The organism is Streptomyces sp. NPDC006487, from assembly GCF_042870555.1.
Classification (GTDB): Bacteria; Actinomycetota; Actinomycetes; order Streptomycetales; family Streptomycetaceae; genus Streptomyces.
Window position 1 is genome coordinate 92,983 of the sequence record NZ_JBIAHN010000004.1, and the last position, 17,136, is coordinate 110,118.

Here is a 17,136-nt window from a genome sequence, read left to right on the forward strand (position 1 = left end):
CGGTCAGGATGGTTTCAGGCGTTTTGGGCTTTTGATTCGACGGTGAAGCGGACCGGAAGCGTCCGCAGCCCCCGCATGATGAGCCCGCCGCGCCAGCGCAGCTCCCCGGGAGCCACGGCCAGTTCCAGATCGGGCAGCCGGGTCAGCAGGGTGGCGAGCGCGGTCTGCCCTTCGAGCCGGGCGAGCGGGGCGCCCAGGCAGTAGTGGATGCCGTGCCCGTAGCCGAGGTGCTGGTTGTCGGTCCGGGAGAGGTCCAGGGCGTCCGGGTCGTCGAACCGTTCGGGGTCCCGGTCGGCGGCCGCCAGGACCACCAGTACGGGGTCTCCGGCGGCGATGTCCTGACCTGCGAGCACGAAGGCTTCGGTGGCGAACCGCCAGGTGGCCAGCTCCACGGGGCCGTCGTAGCGCAGCAGCTCCTCCACGCCGGTGGCCAGCAGCCCGCTCTCGCCGGCGGCGAGGGAGAGCTGGAGGCGCTCGCGCTGCTCCGGGTTCATGAAGAGGGAGTGGACCCCGTTGCCGATCAGGTTCACGGTGGTCTCGAACCCCGCGAACAGAAGGATGAAGGCCATGGCGGTGGCCTCGGCCTCCGTCAGGTGGTCGCCGTGGTCGCTGGCACGGATCAGATCGGAGATCAGGTCGTCGCCGAGATCGTCGCGCTTGCGGTGGATGAGCTCCCCCAGATAGGTGCGCATCTGCTTCACGGACCGGGCGACCCCGCCGCGCGGGCCGCCGCCGTGGCGGATCATCATGCCCGCCCAGTCGCGGAAGTCGTCCTGGTCCTCTCGTGGTACGCCGAGCATCTCGCAGATGGCGTAGATGGGGAGCGGGAAGGCGAACTCGTGGATGAGGTCGGCTTCACCTTTCTCACAGAACCGGTCGATGAGGTGGTCGGTCAGTTCCTGCACCCTCGGGGTGAACTCGGCGACCCTGCGCGGGGTGAACGCCTTCGACACCAGGCGACGCAGCCGGGTGTGGTCGGGCGGGTCGATGTTGAGGAGGTGGGTCATCAGCTCGGCCTTGCGCTCCCCCGGGATCCCGGTCCGGCCCTTGGCGTGCGCGGAGCCCTCGTGGTGGGCCGGGTTCTTGCTGAGCCGCTGGTCGGCGAGGGCCTGGCGGGCATCGGCGTACCGGGTGACGAGCCAGGCCTCGACGCCGCTCGGGAGCGTGGTGCGGTGCACGGGCGCGTGCTCGCGGAGCCAGGCGTACGCCGGGTACGGGTCGGTCGCGAACTCCCAGTCGAACAGGGTCGGCGGTGGGGCGGACGCATCCGCGGATCCGACCACGGACTGGTCGGCGGCGGGCTCTTCGGGGGCTGCGGGGGTCTGCTCGTGCACCCGGAGACCGTATCCCGCCGCTCGCCCATCACCCCATATGGGGTGGTTGTCGCGGCTGTCCGTAGATCGGCTCTGGCTTGACCTCACGTTCCGTGGCGTTCCTACTTTCGGTTTTGTGGATGTGAGGATCTTGAAAAGCAGCTTCGCGGTGGTGGAGAGACGGGCCGAGCATGCGGTCAAGTTCTTCTACTCCCACCTGTTCTGGCACAACCCCGGAGTCCGTGAGCTCTTCCCGGCCTCCTTCGAAGACATGGAACGACAGCGGGACCGGCTCTTCGCCGCGCTCACCCATGTGATCGCCCACCTGGAGAACGAAACGCTCGTCCCCTATCTCCGCGACCTCGGCCGCGACCACCGCAAGTTCCTGGCGGGGCCCGAGCACTACGCGGCCGTGGGCACCAGTCTCATCGCCGCGCTCGCCGAGGCCTCCGGTTCCGCCTGGCACCCCCAGACGGAAAAGGCCTGGTCAGAGGCGTATCAGATGATCGCCGACGCGATGATGGCCGGCGCCGCCGAGAGCGAGGACCCACCCTGGTGGGACGCCGAAGTCGTGCGCCACCTGCTGTACGGGGAGGACATCGGCGTCCTCACCCTCCGCCCGCACACGCACTTCCCCCATCTCCCCGGCCAGTACGCGAGCGTGAGCAGCGACCGGGTGCCGACGACCTGGCGCACGTACTCCCTGGGGAACGCGCCGCGCGCCGACGGGACGCTCGACCTGCACGTGAGCCGGATCGAGGGGGGCCGCCTCAGCACCGCCCTGATCCGTGAGACGCAGCCCGGGGACGTACTGCGGGTCGGCGCGGCCGGCGGGCAGATGACCTTCCGCCGCGAGGACCGCCCGGTCAGCTTCATAGCCGCCGGCACCGGCTGGGCACCCGTCCGCGCCATGCTGGAGGACTTGGCGGAACACCCTCCCGATCAGGACGTACGGCTCTTCGTGGTCGCACGCGACGCCGCCCACCTCTACGACCGCCCGCTCATCGACGAGTACGCGGCCTCCCTCGGCTGGCTGAGCGTCACCTACATCACCCCCGCTCCCGGCCGGCACCGCAACCAGGCCACCGACCGGCTGGCGACCGCGCTCAGCAACCGCGGGCTCTGGCCCGACCAGGACGTCTACCTCAGCGGTCCGCCGCAGTTCATCCGGGAGACCTCGTACCTCCTGGAGGAGCTCGGCGCGCGCCCCGACCGGATCTTCTACGACTCCGTACCTGCCAGTGGCAAGAGCCACGAGGACGGAAGCCGCCCGATGGGCTTCGGCGAGTGGTTCCTCAACCGCCCCGACCCGCACTGGCACAACCCGTCGGGCCGCGCGCCCCGGGGGTACTGAGAACACCGCTGCCTGACACCGTCGCGGGATGGCTCCCGCTGCCGAGGGCTATCCGCCGACGCCCTCGGCCGCACGGATCGCGTCCCGGTAGGTCCGGGCCGCCGCGCGCAGTGCGGTCTCGGGGTCGGTCCCCGCCGCCTCGGCACGCGCCGCCAGGTCCAGCAGTTCGTACCCGACGCCCTCTCCGCGGGGCAGTTCCACGGGCACCTCCCCGGCACGGGCGCGGCCCGCCAGCTTGGCCGCGAGCGCGAGACCGGGCTGGCCGAGCGGGATCCCGTCGGTCACCGACTCCCGCTGCTTCTCCACCTGCTTGGTGCGCTGCCAGTGTGCGTGCACGTCCTGCGGGGTTTCCGCGGTCGCGTCGCCGAAGACGTGCGGGTGCCGGTGGATCAGCTTCTCGACGAGGGCCCCTGCCACGTCGTCGATGGAGAACGGCTCGTCCTCTTCACCGGGGCCGCCCTCCTCGGCGATGCGCGCGTGGAAGACGACCTGGAGCAGGACGTCCCCGAGTTCCTCGCGCAGTTCCTCGCGGTCCCCGTCCTCGATGGCCTCGACCAGCTCGTAGGCCTCCTCGATGGCGTACTTGGCCAGTCCCTCGTGCGTCTGCTCCGAGGTCCAGGGGCATTCGCGCCGGACCCGGTCCATGACCTGGACGAGGTCGAGGAGGCGCGCGCCCGGCAGATCGTACGAGCCCGGCAGCAGCTCCAGGTCCGGTACGGCGACGCGGCCCGAGCCGGCGAAGCGGGCCAGCCCGTCGGTGAGCCGCCGGTCTCCCTCACCGCTCAGCAGGACGACGACCGTGTGCCCGCCGGCGCACTCCTCGATCAGCGCCTGGGCGTCGGGGGTCTCCAGGGCCACCTCGACGCCCGCGTCGCGGAGGTAGGGGAGCTGGACGTGGCCCGGGTCGGCGCACAGCACCCGGTCCGCGGCGTGCAGGGTCTGCCAGGCCGGCCAGGACAGCACGCCGGGGGCCACCCGGTGGCTCGTGGTCAGCAGCACGATGCGGCCGGTGGGCTCGGAGGACACGTCGTCAGTCACCCTCCGAACCTACCTCCCCGCGGGGACGGCCCGGGCCGTCGGGCTAGGCGCCGGTGGGGGGCTGCTCGGGCCGGGTGACCTGGGTGATCCACGGGGTGGAGTGCTCGCCGAGGGTGACCCGCTGGGGGTCCCAGACGCCGTAGCGCGGGTTGACCTCGATGCCGAGCCCGGCCGCGGCCTTCGCGGCGGGCTCGGCGAGCTTGCCCTCGCCGTACTTGGCGTTCAGCTTCTCGAAGAGCACCTGGTCCCGGACCCAGCGCTCGATCTGGTCGGGAGCGACGGCGGCCTTCTGCAGGATGGCCTCCTCGAACGCCTCGGCCCCGCGGTTGCCCTCGTCGTAGGCCTTGCGGGCCTCCTGGAGCTCCTTGGGGGTGACGGTGATCCCGGCGTCCTTCGCCATCCGGTCCAGGATCCGGCTCTGCAGCATGGTGCTGAGCTTGACCCGGTCGAGCTGCGGGACGGCCGCGATGAGCTCGGCCGCGTGTTCGGAGCGGTTCTGTGCGGTGCGGACGTCGTTCACCTGGGCCTGGAGCGCGGAGGTGGTGATCCGTTCGCCGCCGATCACGGCCGCGGTGCCGGGGCGGGCTTCGCCCGAGCACGCGGACAGCAGAGGGGCCGCCAGGAGCAGGGCGGCGGAAACGGAGAGCGCTGTGCGACGGTGCAAAGGAGCCTCCAGGGCCGGGAGATTGTGCTTCGGTGCACAAGGGCCGTGCGGTGATCGATGTTATGCAGTCGGGGTGATCAGAGCCACTGGTTCGACCAACGATTCCGGGGGTGTTGGGGTTCGCGTCCACCGATGGCCACCCTTCGGCCCACCGGGAGTGCCACGGTCGGCCCACCATGTCGACACCGCACCGCTCCCCGCGCCGCCGCTCCCTGCTCGGCTCGGCGCTCGCCGCCCTGGTCACGACGGTGGCCGTGTGCGCCGGAGACGCCGTGGCGCGCGTCTTCCCGTACGGGCCGCGCCACCGCAGCATCAACGACCTCGGCAATCAGTTCGTGCCCTTCCACGCGCACCTGTGGGACCTGCTGCACGGGCGCGCCGCGGGCGGACTGCTGCTGAACTGGCAGTCCGGGTACGGCACCAGTTTCCTGCCCGACTTCGGGACCTACCTGACCAGCCCGTTCGCGGTCCTGGTGGGGCTGTTCCCGCGCCAGGACATCGACCTCGCGGTGTACGTGGTCACCGTGCTCAAGACGGCGGCCGCCGCGGCGGCGATGACATGGCTGCTGCGCACCCAGCGGCGCGGGCCGGCGTGGGCGGCGGGGCTGCTCGGGGCCTCGTACGCGCTCTGCGGCTGGTCGGTGATCGAGGCCTCGTACAACCCGATGTGGATGGACGGGCTGATCGCCTTCCCGCTCCTGTGTCTGACGGGTGAGTGGGCGCTGCGCTCGCGCCGGCCGGTGGCGGCCGTCGTGGTGGTGGCGCTCTGCTGGACGGCGAACTTCTACACCGCCTACATGGCGACGCTGGGCGCGGTCCTGGTGCTGCTGGTCCGGCTGCTCCTCACCCGGGAGGGCGCGCGGGAGCGGCTGCGAGGCCTCCTGCGGGCGGCGCTCACCACCACGCTGGGCGTCGCCCTGTCGGCGCCGGTGCTCGTCCCCCTCTTCCTCAGCTCGAAGCAGGCCTACCCGGGGTGGTTCAAGCCGTTCGTGCCGGTGGCGACCGAGGACATGCTGGCCCGGCTGCTGCCCGCCACCTACTCCTTCTCCTCCCCCGCCCTGTTCATCGGCACCGGGACCCTGCTGCTCGCGGCGGCCCTGCCCTTCCACCGGGCGGTGGCCGGGCGGGAGCGCCTGGTGTGGACGGGGCTCGTCCTGCTGGTGCCGCTGTCCTTCCAGTGGATGCCGACGCACCTGGCATGGCACCTCTTCGCGACGCCCAACGGCAGCCCCTACCGGCAGACCTTCGTGCTGGCCGGGATCGTGGTGATGGCCGCCTGGGCGGGGCTGTCGGCCGGCCCGCCGGGGGCGCGGGCGCTGGCGGGCGGGGCGGCGGTGCTGGCGGTGGTGCTGCTCGCGGCGAGCGGGAGCGGGCTCGCGACCCCGTGGGGGCTCGCCCTCTTCGGCGGCGGCCTGGCCCTGGCGGGCGCCGCCTGGTGGGCGCTGCGCCACCGGCGCCTGGTGCTGCCGGCGGCGGCCGTGCTGGCGCTGGTCCTGCTGGCCCAGGCGGCGGCGACCACCGCCAACGGGCAGCGGGGCAAGCTGGCGGGCCTGGACGACTACCCCGTGTGGGGCGCGGCGCACACCGCGCGCGCCGGGGCCCTGGCGGGAGCCGAGGGGTGGCCCGCGTACCGCACGGACGCCGGGCGGCCCGCACTGACCGGCAACGACCCGATGCTGCTGGGCGGGGAGGGCGGCGCGTACTACAGCAGCCACACCCCGGACCTGTTCACGCGGACCATGGCGGCCCTCGGGGCGGGCTGGACCTCGCGCGGGCGCAATGTGCAGAGCCTCGACAACCCGGTGACGGACGCCGTGTTCTCCGTCGGGGCCCGGCTGCGGCCCGACGGCACGGTGACCCGCGCCGAGGTCCCGCCGCTGGTCACGGTCCGCCCGCCGGGTCCGCAGCCGGCGTACGGGGCCTCTCCCTTCGCCAACCAGGAGCTGCTGCTGGGGGCGCGGGTCTACGAGGATCCGCTCTCCCCCGGGGTCTGCCGGGCGGGGACGGAGGCCTTCCTGTGGGCCCCGGAATACAACGGGACGGCCCGGCTCGCGGACGGACCGGCCTTCCGGCTGAACGCCAACCCGCCGCGCAACAGGGCCGCCCTGCAGCCCCTGGGGGTCTCCCGCGGCCCTGCCTCGGCGCTGGTCTTCGAGCAGGCGGCTCCGGAGCACCGGCAGCTGGCCTGCCTGGACCGCTCCCTGCTGGCGGCGGCCGTCGACCGCCTGCGCGCCACGGCGGCGGTGTCCGTACGGGTCGGCTCCTCGGGCGTCCGCGCGGTGCTCCCGCCGGGCAGCACGGGCACGGCGGTGCTCTCCGCCCCCGCGATCGCGGGCTGGACCTGCAACGGCCGCCCGGCCGCCACCCGGCTGGGCCTGATCGCGATCCCGCTGGACGGCCGCACCACCGGCATCGACTGCACCTTCCGGCCCCCGGGCCTCGTCCCGGGCGCGGCCGTCGCCGGGGCGGCCGTGCTGGGCCTGCTCGCCCTGCTGGGGCTGCCCGGCCGGCCCGGGCCGCTCGCGTCGGACCGGCGGCGTCGGCGGACCTGACGCGCCGGGGCGAAGGCGCGACCTGCGCCGGCCGGGGCGTCAGCGCGACTGCACCGGCCGGAGGCTCGTCGCGACCTGCGCCGGCCGGGGCGTCAGCGGACCTGGCCCAGCCAGAGCAGGGTCCGGCGGACCTCCTCGGTGAAGGGGTGGTTCGGGCCGTGCAGGCGTTCCGCGTCGAAGAGGAGGCGGGCCAGGGTGTCGTGGGCCGCCGGGCGGTCGCCGAGGGAGAGCAGCAGGTGCGCTATCCGGCGGCGGACCTCCAGCGGGAGGCCCGGGTCCGGGTTCGCGTAGTGGTTCTCGAAGAGCGGCAGCAGCGCGCGGTACTCGGCGAGGGCGGCCCCCGGTTCGCCGAGCTGTTCCAGGCACTGGGCCGCGTCGTAGCGGAAGCGCAGGGACTGCGGGTCGCCTGCCGGGAACTCCTCGGCGAGCCGGCGCAGTTCGGGCAGGGCGCGGCGGTACTGGCCGTCGTCCATCAGGGTGGCCGCGTACTGCTTGCGCAGGGAGCGGACCACAGGCGAGTGCGCGCCGTGCTGCTCGGCCGCCGCCGGGAGGATGCCGCCGAGGATGTCCACCGCCTGGGTGAGCATGCCCTGGTCGAGGAGCTTCTTGGCCTCCTCGACGGCCGCCGGGACGTCCGGCCGCGGCGGCGGGGGCGGGGTCGCCGGCCGGGGCGGGATCACGTGGGCCCGGTCGGGCCAGGGGGCCTGCGGGCGCAGGAAGGGGCGGGTCGGGTCGAGGGGGCCGGTGGGGGCGCCCGAGCCGTGGTGGGGCAGCAGCGGCGCGAGGGCCGCGTACACCGCCTGCGCGGAGGCGGGCCGGTCCTGCGGGTCCTTGGCCAGCAGCTTCAGGAGCAGGGCCTCCAGCTGCTGCGGCACCTCGGGGCGCAACTGGCGCACCGGGAGCGGGGGTTCGTACAGATGACGGTGGAGCACCCCGAGCGCGGTGGAGCCGGCGAAGGGGACGTTGCCGGACAGCAGCTCGTACAGGACCACGCCGAGCGCGTAGAGGTCGGTGTGCGGGCCGACGGCCCCGCCCATGGCCTGTTCGGGGGCCATGTACGCGGGGCTGCCGATCGGCGAACCGGTGCTGGTGAGGCGGGTGGTGTCGGTGTCCATCACGGAGGCGACACCGAGGTCCAGGACGAGCACGGTCCCGTCCGGGCGGACCATGACGTTGCGCGGCTTCAGGTCACGGTGGACGATCGGCACCGCGTGCACGGCCGACAGCACCGAGCACAGCTGCGCGATGACCGACACCGCCCAGGGCCACGGGTACGGGTCGTGCTCGGCGAGGTGGTCGGCGAGGTCGGCGCCCTCCACGTACTGCATGACGAGGTACAGCTCGTCCCCGTCGCTGCCCGCGTCGTGCACGGTGACCAGCCCGGGGTGGTCCACCTGCGCCGTGACCCGGCATTCGCGCACGAAGCGGCGGCGCAGCTCCTCGGCCACGGAGCCGGGGCCGGCCACCTTGTCGGGGCGGAGCAGTTTGACCGCGACACGGCGGTCCAGGCGCCGGTCGTAGGCCGTCCAGACCTGGCCCATGCCGCCCTGGCCGAGGATGGTGGCGAGCTGGTAGCGGTCGCCGATGAGCCGGTCCGTCACGGGCGGGGGCCCTCGTTGTGGGGCGGCTGCTGGCGGCGCAGGAGCTCGCTGAGCTCGTCGAGTTCGGCGCGGACCTGCCCGATGCGCGGGGGCGGCGTCGGGGCGGGCGCGGACTCCGGGGCCTGCTGCGGGGCGGGCTGCTGGGGCTGGGGCTGGTGCTGCGGCTGCTGGTGCTGCGGCTGCTGGTGCTGCGGCTGCTGGGCGGTCTGGGCCGCCGGCGGGTATCCGTAGGCGGGCCCGGCCTGCTGCTGGGGCGGTACGTAGGGGGAGGCGGGCGGCGGGTACCAGCCGGCCGCGGCGGGCCCGGCCTTGAGCGCCTCGAAGTGCCGGATCTCGGCGACCAGGTAGTAGATGCACACCACGAGGCCGTTCAGGAGCGTGCCGAAGGCCCCCGCGTTGCCCTGCCAGGCGCTGGCGTCCGGGGTCGGGTCCGCGCCGATCAGCGCCAGCGAGAGGACCTCGGCCGCGCACGAGGCCCCGAACAGCCACCAGTCCCGGGGTTTGCGGGTGACCAGCGCGAGCCGCAGCATCGTCCCCCAGGCGAGGAACCCGCAGCTCAGGATGGGCAGCAGCGCGAACAGCACGCGGAGCGCCACCACGCCCCCGGTGCTGGGCTGGTGACCGTGGGGCGGCGGGGTGCCGGGGCCGTGCATCGCTGCTCCTGACGGGCCGTGCGGAGGAAGGGTGGAGGAAGGGCGAGAAGGGCTGAGAAGTGCGGAGGATTCCGCGTCTGAGGGTATACAGCGTTCCCGGCCGGGAGTGAGGGGATGCGCTCAACCGTTGTACGGTCGCAGCCCGGCCTGATCGGCAAGACACCCCCTGGCGCTCACTCCGGCCGGACCGTGCCGTCCGACAGCCCGTCGTACAGCCCTTGTACGAGCTGCTCCCCGAGCCGGGCGGCCAGCCGCAGGGCGTCCTCGAACTCGGCCAGCGCCCGGAACCGCGCCCCGTAGACCTCCTGCTCGGTCCGTGGCAGCCGGGGCAGTTCGAGGCGGCGCACGTCGAGCCGGGTCGTGGTGGACGCGTGGCTGCTGGCGCGGCGGTTGTTGGCGGTGGCGCGCAGGAAGCCGGCCAGGAACCAGGGGTCCAGCGCGGCCGGGTCGGGACGCAGCAACTGCAGGCCCCGGCCGAGCGCCGCCCCGGCGGTGGCCGCGTCGACCACGCGGGCCACGCCCGCGCCTCCGGTCAGCGGGACGACCACGTCCCCCGGTGCGGTGAGCAGCGGTGGCTCCGCGGCTGCGGTCAGAGTGCCGGTGGGTCCGGTGCCAGCGCTCACGTCGTGCTCGGTCAGGACGGGGGCCCGGCCCTCGCCGGCGCCGGTGCCCGTGGCCAGGAGCAGGGCTCCGGCGCGGGCGAGTTCGCCGACGGTGGTCATCGGCAGCCGGGCGGGCGCCGCGGCGGGCCCATCCGGGGAGACGGCGGGCGGGGCGGGCGGGGTGAGCCGGGCCGCGCGGGTCAGCGTCGAGTCCAGCCGGTCCCGTACGGCGGTCAGCTCGGCCACGCCGCCGCCCGCGGCGGGCGGCGGCAGGTGGCGGGCCGGGGTCAGGTCCACATCGTCGTCGAGCAGGTCCACGACGGGCACCACGCGGCGCACGCCCGGGACGTCGGGGGCCGGGACGTCGGGGGCCGGGCCGCCGCGCTCGTACGCCGTCCAGGACTCCTCCACCGCGCTGTGCACGGTGGCCCAGCCGGCCCGCCCCGGACCCGCTCCGGGACCGTCGGCGAGTGCGGTGGTGTCCACGAGGAGCAGCCCGGAGGGGGGCGCCGCGTGCGGGGCGGGCCTGCGCAGCACCCACAGGTGCAGCGGGATCCCGTACGGAGGCGCGGCGCCGGCCGGGAGGGCGACGACGGCCCGCAGCGCGCCCCGGCGCAGCAGGTCGGCCCGGATGCGGCGGCCCGAGCGGCGGGCGGCGGCGGCGGGCGGCATGAGCAGGACGGCGGTGCCGCCCTCGCGCAGGTGGGCGAGGGCGTGCTGGACCCAGGCGAGTTCGGATTCGGCGCGGGCGGGCAGCCCGTACTCCCAGCGCGGGTCGTAGGACAGCTCCTCGTGGCCCCAGTTGCGTTCGTTGAACGGCGGGTGGCAGAGCACGGCGTCGACCGGTTCGGCGGCGGGGCGCGCGAAGGCGTCGGCGCGCAGGCTGTCGGCGGCCGCCGCGCGGACCGGCGCGTCCGACTGCAGGGCGAGGCGCAGAGCGGCGAGGGAGGCGAGTTCGGGCGAACTGTCCTGCACGTAGCGGGTGGTGGCTCCGGGGACGGCCCGCAGCAGGCTGCCGGTGCCGCAGGCGGGGTCCAGGACGGTCCGGGCCGAGGGCCCGGCGAGGGCGGCCATGAGGATGGCGAGGCCGTCCGGAGTGAGCGTGTACTGCCGGGGGTTGGCTTCGAGGTGGCGGCCGAGCAGGAACTCGAAGGCTCCCCTGGTGCCGAGTTCGGCGGCGAGCTCGGCGGCGGCCCGCAGGAAGGGCATCGCGGTGGGCCGCAGGGGGCCGGTGGCTCCGAGCGGGTGCGCGGGCCCGAACCGCAGGGCGAGCACCCGGTCGACGGCGGGCGCCAGCAGGGTGGCCATCCGCGCGTCGGAGACGGCCGAGGCCTCCAGCCACTCCCTGGGCCGGTCCCGTACGAGGAGCAGCGCGCTCCCGGCTTTGACGAGCGCGGCCACGGAGCCGCCGGGGTGGGAGGCGACGTACTGCCAGACCCGTTCGCGCAGCGGGACTTCGGCGAGCTTGCCCTGGGCCCGGAGCCAGCCGGTGACCTCCGGCAGGGCGAAGGAGGGGCTGGTGTCGGTGCCGCCGACGGGACGGGGGAAGTCGGCATGCCGGCGGCGCCAGTTGCTCACGGCGGCGCGGCCGACTCCCGCGAGGCGGGCGATCTCGGCGGCGGTGACTTCGGGGGTGGCGTCGGGCGTGGCCTCGGACGTGGCGTCGGGCGTGGCCTCGGACGTGGATGGGGCGGCTGGGGCCTCGGTGGGGGGCTTCTGCTCCGGCATGTGCGCGAGCATACCGCTGCAAAGAGGAGAGACCCATTCACAGTGTGAATTTAATAATCCACACGAAACTCGTTGACTCGGTTCACAGGCATCTGCTGTGATGACCACACCGAACAGGTCGTCAGATGAGGCAGGAGCCACACACATGTCCCACACCACGCCCGCCAGTTGGACCGCCCGAAACGCCCGCAAGGTTCTGACGGGCTGCGGCGCGGCCATCGCCCTGGTGACGCTCAGCGCGTGCGGCGGCGCCGACACCACCACCGGCAAGGGCGCCGACGCGGCCGCCTCGAAGCCGGCGAAGTCGAGCAGCACCCCGGCCGCCGACGCGGGCAAGGCGAAGTCGGCCGTCAAGGGCACCGGCACCTTCCAGGTCGGCTCCGACGTCCAGCCGGGGCTCTACCGCTCGACGGGCAACAAGGCCGACGACAACTGCTACTGGGAGCGCGCCAAGGACTCCAAGGGCGAGGCCGACTCGATCATCGACAACGACAACGCCGTCGGCTCCACCTACGTGGCCATCGCCGCCACCGACAAGATCTTCAAGACCGAGGGCTGCAAGGGCTGGGAGCTCGTGGACCCGAAGGCCAAGGGCACCCCGAAGGCCGAGATCTCCGGCAAGGCCGGCATGCTCAAGGTCGGCGTCGACGTCGCCCCGGGCACCTACAAGTCCGCCGGCTCCACCGAGGACGGCAGCGGCTGCTACTGGGAGCGCACCAAGGACGCGACCGGCAGCATCGAAACGATCATCGCCAACGAGAACCCCGAGGGTCAGGCCGTCGTGACGATCGCCGCCGGGGACGGCTTCTTCAAGACCGCCGACTGCCAGGACTGGAAGAAGGGCTGATCAAAGCCCTGAGGCAGGGAGTTGCAGGGGGTGGTCCGGGGCCCGGCACAGGGTGCCCCGCGACCTGATGCAGGGGGGTGGTCCGGGGCCGGGCCGAAACGGCGGCCCGGGACCCGACCCTGCGGGGTGGATCAGCGCAGCCGCTCCGGCGGGCGGGTGGGGTTGCCCCCGGCCGGCAGGCGCTCCCCGGGACAGCCGGTCAGCACCCGCTTCATCGCGTCGCGTTCACCGGGCGTGACCCACAGGCCGTACTTCTGCTTGACCGCGATCTGGGACGCGACGTAGCGGCAGCGGTACCCGCGGTCCGGCGGAAGCCAGGTGGCCGCGTCACCGTCCCCCTTCTTGCGGTTGGCCGCGGCGTCGACCGCGAGCAGGTTCAGCGGATCGTTGGCGAAGGCGATCCGCTTGCCCTTGTCCCAGCCGCCGGCCCCTTTCTGCCAGGCGTCGGAGAGGGCCACGACGTGATCGATGTCCACGCCGGTGCGGCCCCGCTCGTGCATGATGCGGGCCCCGGTGTAGGGGTCCCTCTCCAGCACCCCGGTCAGCACCTTGCAGCCGTCCTTGAAGGTGGTCCGGGCCAGGTCCCGCTTGAGGATGTCCTCGCGGGTCCCGCAGCCGCTGCCGTCCGTGTCCAGCCAGCCCTTGCCGAACCGCTCGCGCGCGTACCCCGTCTTCGGCGCCCGCCCCTTCACCGCGAGCCCGTCCACCGAGGCCAGGGCCACCGGCCCGTTCGCCGGGCCGCGGGCGTTCACACCCGCACCGGCGCCGGGCCCGGGAAGCCCCGTACAGCCGGAGAGCGCGACGGCCGCGGCGAACAGGAGGGCGGGAACCAGCAGGTGGGGGCGCATAGGACAAGATCATAAACTTCATGGCTTTACGGGGCGTTCCGACTCTCCAGCGGGCGAACCACCCCAAACGGGCGTAGCGTCGCAAACGGGATTACGGAAGGAGCCCGAGCATGGGGATTTTCGACAGGTTCAAGGACAAGGGCAAGGACATCTCGGACAACCTCGAACAAGAGGTCAACGAGAAGACCGGCAACAAGTACGCCGACCAAGTCGACAAGGCCCAACAGCAGATGGAAGAGAAGCTCGGCATCGACGACGACCCGAACAAGTAGCCCCCGCGGGAACGCGAACGGCCGCGACCGGGGACCGGAAGGTCCCGTCGCGGCCGTCGCCGTGTCCGCCCGCACCGTGTGCGCGCCGACGAGCCGGGGGTCGTGGCGCGCCCGTGCGCGCCACGCCTACGAGCCGAGGATCGTGGCGAGGAACTCCCCGGTCCAGCCCAGCAGTTCCCGCCCGACCAGCGGCTTCCCGCCCACCCGGGCCGTCTTCGGCCGCGGAACCAGCACCTGCGAGGCGGCCGGCTTGATCACCGAGCCCGGGTAGAGCCGCTTCAGCCGCAGTTCCTGCGATTCGCGCAACTCCACCGGCCCGAAGCGGATGTTGGGGCCCTGCAGGGTGATGTCGCCGACCCCGCAGGCGCGGGCGAGCATCCGCAGTCCGGCCACCAGCAGCAGGTTCTCCACCGGCTCCGGCAGCTTGCCGTAGCGGTCGGTGAGCTCCTCTCGGACCGCCTTGACGTCCTCCTCGGAGTTGGCCGACGCGATGGACCGGTACGCCTGGAGGCGCAGCCGCTCGCCCGGCGCGTAGTCGTGCGGGACGTGCGCGTCAACCGGCAGCTCGATCTTGACCTCCAGCGGGGGCTCTTCCTCCACACCGCCGTCGATCGCGGACCTGTAGTCGGCCACGGCCTCGCCGACCATCCGGATGTAGAGGTCGAAGCCGACGCCCGCGATGTGCCCGGACTGCTCGCCGCCGAGCAGGTTGCCCGCGCCGCGGATCTCCAGGTCCTTCATCGCCACGTACATGCCCGCGCCCATCTCGGTGTGCTGGGCGATCGTCGCGAGCCGCTCGTGCGCGGTCTCGGTCAGCGGCTTCTCCGGCGGGTACAGGAAGTACGCGTACCCGCGCTCGCGGCCGCGGCCCACGCGGCCGCGCAGCTGGTGGAGCTGGGAGAGGCCGAAGTTGTCGCCGCGCTCGACGATGAGGGTGTTGGCGTTGGAGATGTCGATGCCGGACTCGACGATCGTCGTGGAGACGAGCACGTCGAACTTCTTCTCCCAGAAGTCCACCACGACCTGTTCCAGGGCCTGTTCGGACATCTGGCCGTGCGCCGTCGCGATGCGCGCCTCGGGCACGATCTCGCGGAGCTTGGCGGCCGCCCGGTCGATGGACTCGACCCGGTTGTGGATGTAGAAGCACTGGCCCTCGCGGAGCAGCTCCCGGCGGATCGCGGCGCCGATCTGCTTCTCCTCGTAGGGGCCGACGAAGGTCAGGACCGGGTGGCGCTCCTCGGGCGGGGTGGTGATCGTGGACATCTCGCGGATGCCGGTCACCGCCATCTCCAGGGTGCGCGGAATGGGGGTCGCGGACATGGTGAGCACGTCGACGTTGGCGCGCAGCTTCTTCAGCTGCTCCTTGTGCTCGACGCCGAACCGCTGCTCCTCGTCGACGATGACCAGGCCCAGGTCCTTGAACTTGGTCTCCTGCGAGAACAGCCGGTGCGTGCCGATGACGATGTCGACGGAACCTTCGCGCAGGCCCTCCAGCGTCGCCTTGGACTCGGTGTCGCTCTGGAAGCGGGACAGCGCCTTCACCTTGACCGGGAACTGCGCGTACCGCTCGGAGAAGGTCCCGAAGTGCTGCTGGACCAGCAGCGTGGTCGGGACGAGGACGGCGACCTGCTTGCCGTCCTGGACCGCCTTGAAGGCCGCGCGCACGGCGATCTCGGTCTTGCCGTAGCCGACGTCGCCGCAGATCAGCCGGTCCATGGGGACCGACTTCTCCATGTCCTCCTTGACCTCGGCGATGGTGGTGAGCTGGTCGGGGGTCTCCGCGTACGGGAAGGCGTCCTCCAGCTCGCGCTGCCAGGGGGTGTCGGGGCCGAAGGTGTGGCCGGGGGCCGCCATGCGGGCGCTGTAGAGCTTGATCAGGTCGGCGGCGATCTCCTTGACCGCCTTCTTCGCGCGCGCCTTGGTCTTGGTCCAGTCGGCTCCGCCGAGCCGGTGCAGGGTCGGGGCCTCGCCGCCGACGTACTTGGTGACCTGCTCCAGCTGGTCGGTGGGGATGTAGAGGCGATCGCCGGGCTGGCCGCGCTTGGCCGGCGCGTACTCGACGAGCAGGTACTCGCGGGTGGCTCCCTGAACGGTGCGCTGCACCATCTCGATGTAGCGGCCGACGCCGTGCTGCTCGTGGACGATGTAGTCGCCGACCTCCAGGGTGAGGGGGTCGATCGTCTTGCGGCGCCGGGTCGGCATCCGGCCGAGGTCCTTGGTGGCGGTGCGCTGGCCGGTCAGGTCGGTCTCGGTGAGGACGGCGAGCTTGAGGACCGGGTCGACGAAGCCGTTGTCGAGGGAGCCGCACGAGACGTGGACCAGCGAGGGCTCCAGGACGGTGACGTCCGCCTCGAGGCGGGCCGCGATGCCCTCGCCGCCCAGCACCTCGACGGTACGGGCGGCCGGGCCGTGGCCCTCGGTCAGGAAGACGGTGCGCCAGCCGTCGGCGATCCAGGCCTTGGTGTCGGCGAGCGCGCGGGCGGTGTCGCCGCGGTAGGCCTCGGGGGCGTGCATGCCGAGGGTCAGGCTGTCGCTGCCGACCGCTGCGTCCTCGTCGGCGGCGAACGGGGACACCGACCACCACATCATGCCGAGCTCGCGCGCGTGTTCCCGTACGTCGGCGATTCCGCGGAGCGAGGCCGCACCCACGTCGATGGGGGCCTCGCCACCGCCGGCGGTGGCGGCCCAGGAGGCCATCAGGAACTCCTGCGAGGTCGCCACCAGGTCGGAGGCCCGCGTCCGCACCCGCTCCGGGTCGCACACGACGGCCATCGAACCGGCCGGCAGTACGTCGATCAGCAGCTCCATGTCGTCGACCAGGACCGGGGCCAGGGACTCCATGCCCTCGACCGCGATCCCCTCGGCGATCTTGTGCAGCAGTTCGCCGAGCTCGGGGTGGAGCTCGGCGAGGGCCGCGGCGCGCTCGCGCACCTGGTCGGTGAGGAGCAGCTCCCGGCAGGGCGGGGCCCACAGGCCGTGCTGGGCGATCTCCAGGGAGCGCTGGTCGGCGACCTTGAAGTAACGGATCTCCTCGACCTCGTCGCCCCAGAACTCCACGCGCAGCGGGTGCTCCTCGGTGGGCGGGAACACGTCGAGGATGCCGCCGCGCACCGCGAACTCCCCGCGCTTCTCGACGAGCTCGACCCGGGCGTACGCGGCGGCGGCGAGTGCCTGCGTCACCGCGCCGAGGTCCACGCTCTCGCCCTGGCGCAAGCTCACCGGGACCAGGTCCCCGAGCCCCTTGACCTGCGGCTGGAGCACGGACCGGATCGGCGCGACGACCACGGAGACCGGGCCCGCGGCAGGGTCGTCCTTGCTCGGGTGCGCGAGGCGGCGCAGTACGGCGATGCGGCGGCCGACGGTGTCGCTGCGCGGGCTCAGGCGCTCGTGCGGGAGCGTCTCCCAGGACGGGTACTCCGCGACCTCGTCGGGGTTGAGCATCGAGCGCAGCGCGGCGGCCAGGTCCTCCGCCTCCCGCCCGGTGGCGGTGACCGCGAGCACGGTGCGCCCCGTACGGGCGGCCAGCGCGGCGATGGCGAAGGGCCGCGCGGCGGCCGGGCCGACGAGGTCCACGTGCATGCGGTTGCCGTCCCCGGCCGCGGTGACCGCCTCGGCGAGTGCGGGGTCCCGGGTGACGGCGTCGAGCAGTCCGTGCAGGCTCATG

12 protein-coding genes are annotated in these 17,136 nt (G+C 73.3%); 4 read left to right on the forward strand and 8 right to left on the reverse strand.

Annotated elements, in window-relative coordinates; all coding sequences use genetic code 11:
- Positions 1-14 precede the first annotated feature (14 nt).
- On the reverse strand, positions 15-1,283 hold the full coding sequence (locus ACFYM0_RS07925) for a cytochrome P450 (protein WP_388498488.1): 1,269 nt from the start codon (positions 1,281-1,283) through the stop codon (positions 15-17).
- A gap of 199 nt (positions 1,284-1,482) precedes the next feature.
- On the opposite strand from ACFYM0_RS07925, the gene ACFYM0_RS07930 reads away from it, so the two are divergent.
- Positions 1,483-2,667 (forward strand): globin domain-containing protein, encoded by a 1,185-nt coding sequence (locus ACFYM0_RS07930; RefSeq protein ID WP_388497899.1) that lies wholly within the window; start codon positions 1,483-1,485, stop codon positions 2,665-2,667.
- Between the two features lie 48 nt (positions 2,668-2,715).
- Here ACFYM0_RS07930 and ACFYM0_RS07935 read toward each other — a convergent pair whose 3' ends face one another.
- Together ACFYM0_RS07935 and ACFYM0_RS07940 are read right to left on the reverse strand one after the other, a co-directional pair.
- Positions 2,716-3,705, reverse strand: a complete 990-nt coding sequence (locus tag ACFYM0_RS07935) for a nucleoside triphosphate pyrophosphohydrolase (RefSeq protein WP_388497900.1) — start codon at positions 3,703-3,705, stop codon at positions 2,716-2,718.
- Positions 3,706-3,748: 43 nt separating this feature from the next.
- Entirely contained in the window at positions 3,749-4,369 is a 621-nt protein-coding gene (locus ACFYM0_RS07940) for a SurA N-terminal domain-containing protein (protein WP_388497901.1), read from the reverse strand.
- Between the two features lie 176 nt (positions 4,370-4,545).
- On the opposite strand from ACFYM0_RS07940, the gene ACFYM0_RS07945 reads away from it, so the two are divergent.
- Complete coding sequence (locus tag ACFYM0_RS07945; protein WP_388497903.1) at positions 4,546-6,921, forward strand: YfhO family protein; 2,376 nt, start codon at positions 4,546-4,548, stop codon at positions 6,919-6,921.
- Between the two features lie 92 nt (positions 6,922-7,013).
- Here the strand turns inward: ACFYM0_RS07945 and ACFYM0_RS07950 are convergent, their stop codons facing one another.
- The 3 genes from ACFYM0_RS07950 to ACFYM0_RS07960 form a co-directional block, all read right to left on the reverse strand.
- The gene (locus ACFYM0_RS07950) at positions 7,014-8,522 is read right to left on the reverse strand and encodes a protein kinase (RefSeq protein WP_388497904.1); all 1,509 of its coding nucleotides are present in this window, start codon (positions 8,520-8,522) and stop codon (positions 7,014-7,016) included.
- Positions 8,519-9,175: a hypothetical protein gene (locus ACFYM0_RS07955; protein ID WP_388497906.1), complete on the reverse strand. Its 657-nt coding sequence runs from the start codon at positions 9,173-9,175 to the stop codon at positions 8,519-8,521. The genes ACFYM0_RS07950 and ACFYM0_RS07955 overlap by 4 nt, the downstream gene beginning before the upstream one ends.
- Positions 9,176-9,348: 173 nt before the next feature.
- The gene (locus ACFYM0_RS07960) at positions 9,349-11,505 is read right to left on the reverse strand and encodes an N-6 DNA methylase (RefSeq protein ID WP_388497908.1); all 2,157 of its coding nucleotides are present in this window, start codon (positions 11,503-11,505) and stop codon (positions 9,349-9,351) included.
- A gap of 145 nt (positions 11,506-11,650) precedes the next feature.
- On the opposite strand from ACFYM0_RS07960, the gene ACFYM0_RS07965 reads away from it, so the two are divergent.
- Entirely contained in the window at positions 11,651-12,352 is a 702-nt protein-coding gene (locus ACFYM0_RS07965; protein WP_388497910.1) for a hypothetical protein, read from the forward strand.
- 131 nt (positions 12,353-12,483) lie between these two features.
- Here ACFYM0_RS07965 and ACFYM0_RS07970 read toward each other — a convergent pair whose 3' ends face one another.
- Positions 12,484-13,200, reverse strand: a complete 717-nt coding sequence (locus ACFYM0_RS07970) for an HNH endonuclease family protein (protein WP_388497911.1) — start codon at positions 13,198-13,200, stop codon at positions 12,484-12,486.
- 110 nt (positions 13,201-13,310) lie between these two features.
- On the opposite strand from ACFYM0_RS07970, the gene ACFYM0_RS07975 reads away from it, so the two are divergent.
- Positions 13,311-13,472 carry an Rv0909 family putative TA system antitoxin gene (locus ACFYM0_RS07975; protein WP_250737350.1) on the forward strand — a complete coding sequence of 54 codons (162 nt, stop codon included), beginning with the start codon at positions 13,311-13,313 and terminating at the stop codon, positions 13,470-13,472.
- A gap of 126 nt (positions 13,473-13,598) precedes the next feature.
- On the opposite strand, the gene mfd is transcribed toward ACFYM0_RS07975, so the two are convergent.
- Positions 13,599-17,135, reverse strand: coding sequence for a transcription-repair coupling factor (gene mfd / locus ACFYM0_RS07980; RefSeq protein WP_388497914.1), 3,537 nt, complete (start codon positions 17,133-17,135; stop codon positions 13,599-13,601).
- Position 17,136 lies beyond the last annotated feature (1 nt).

Bases quoted from the DNA above. Each gene is read 5' to 3' on its own strand.
- ACFYM0_RS07945 (WP_388497903.1), top strand. From the start codon at position 4,546: ATGTCGACACCGCACCGCTCCCCGCGCCGCCGCTCCCTGCTCGGCTCG.
- ACFYM0_RS07955 (WP_388497906.1), bottom strand. From the start codon at position 9,175: ATGCACGGCCCCGGCACCCCGCCGCCCCACGGTCACCAGCCCAGCACC.
- ACFYM0_RS07960 (WP_388497908.1), bottom strand. From the start codon at position 11,505: ATGCCGGAGCAGAAGCCCCCCACCGAGGCCCCAGCCGCCCCATCCACG.
- ACFYM0_RS07965 (WP_388497910.1), top strand. From the start codon at position 11,651: ATGTCCCACACCACGCCCGCCAGTTGGACCGCCCGAAACGCCCGCAAG.
- ACFYM0_RS07970 (WP_388497911.1), bottom strand. From the start codon at position 13,200: ATGCGCCCCCACCTGCTGGTTCCCGCCCTCCTGTTCGCCGCGGCCGTC.
- ACFYM0_RS07975 (WP_250737350.1), top strand. From the start codon at position 13,311: ATGGGGATTTTCGACAGGTTCAAGGACAAGGGCAAGGACATCTCGGAC.
- mfd (WP_388497914.1), bottom strand. From the start codon at position 17,135: ATGAGCCTGCACGGACTGCTCGACGCCGTCACCCGGGACCCCGCACTC.